1 protein-coding gene is annotated in these 1485 nt (G+C 63.0%); it reads right to left on the reverse strand.

The genetic code is table 11. From position 1 onward, the window contains the following. Window positions 1–13 precede the first annotated feature (13 nt). A complete protein-coding gene (locus tag RFM40_RS33505) occupies window positions 14–1318 on the reverse strand; it encodes an IS4 family transposase (protein ID WP_320230392.1) in 1305 nt (434 codons plus the stop codon). Window positions 1319–1485 lie beyond the last annotated feature (167 nt).

The raw sequence follows: 1485 nt of genomic DNA on the forward strand, positions 1-1485 counted from the left end.
ATTTGCTTCGGGTTCATATTTGGGAGGCCAGAACGAAGCCGTCTACGATTGCGTTGAAGCGTCTGAGGCCGTGCGTGAAGGTGATGGGTCCTGGCGGTCGTTCCTTTTCGTAGCCGTTCCAGCCTCCGAGCCTTGCGATACACCAGGCGGCCCAGGCGAGCGTGTGCGTGGGGTGCGGGTTCTTCTGCTTTTGGGTCTTGCCTTCGAGCTTGGCGATGAGCGTTTCCAGGACGGTGACCTCGGTGGGATCGAAGAGGCGTGCGGCCTGGAAGGCCTGGCCCGGCGAACCACGCCCGTGTACGAGTTGCATGACCCTGGTGGCGACGACCAGAGCGGCGGCGGCCAGCCGTTCGAGCGCATCGCCATCGGCGATAAGACTTTCCTCCAGATCGATGGCCTGCGACTTCACGGTCCGGAACAGCTGTTCGACGATCCAACGCGAGCGATACATCTCGACGATAGCGATGGCGCCGGCCAGCGTGTTGACGCAATGTGTCGTTAGAAGCCGCCAGATCACCGCGTCCTTGGCCGAAGGTGGATCGATCTCACGCACTTCCACCGCGTTGAGCGTGAGTTCGCGCGGATCGCGACTGTCAGCGCCAAGGCGGGGCTGGCGCAAGTTCACTGCGCTGAAGCGAACGGCCAGTTCGACGGTGCGGGCCGGCCGGCCGGGACGTGCCTGCAGTTCGAAGGCAATGCGGCCGGCTTCCGGGGTCTTGGCGATCGCGCTGAACAGGCGCTCGCCCCGCGTGCCCAAAGCCCGATCCCGTACAGCGCGAATGAGCACATGGGTGCGCTCGTCGGGAAGCCTTGCAAAGACTTCGTAGATGTCGGCTTCGCGGTCGCCGACCACCGTCATCTGCGGCGTGTCGGCCAGCGCCTGGCATGCCGCCTTGGCGGTACCGATCCATTTGTGGCTTTCCTTGTCTTCGATCGGCAGCGCCTGGTAGTCATCCGCCTTCTTTGCCTCGCGCCGCCAGATCGTGGCGCCTGCAAGGCCAAGGACCGAGCCGTCCACGGCATCCACGGCCAGCGCCGGATGCACGAACAGCCCGATATCCTTGCCATTGCCGACGCGACCGAGACCGCGCTTGCGTGAAGCCTTGGCCTCATAGTTGATCTCACTGCTGTCCTCGATGATCAGCACGTGGCGGCCGGCAGCCACTTCGGCCGTTCGGGCCGCTGCCGTGCGGATGATCTCTTGCGGGCTCACGTGGCGATTGCGAAACAGGCGCGTGAACGCGACCTTCTCGGCTCGCGTGTCGGCCAGCCGGCGCATCCCCGCGCTGACGCGCGCAAACATGCGCTCCAGAACCATGCTCCCCTTTTTTGCAGGCGCAGGTCGCCGAAGTATCCAAGCAACGAAGCCATCGTCGAAACCTCCAGAATCAACAATGGCAGCTACAGAATCACAGACGATTCAAACGCTTCAAGCCATTCTCCGACTTCGCTTCTTCACACTTGACCACACCACGAAGCAAATGT

The sequence above is a fragment of the Mesorhizobium captivum genome, assembly GCF_033977165.1.
Taxonomy (GTDB): Bacteria; Pseudomonadota; Alphaproteobacteria; order Rhizobiales; family Rhizobiaceae; genus Mesorhizobium; species Mesorhizobium captivum.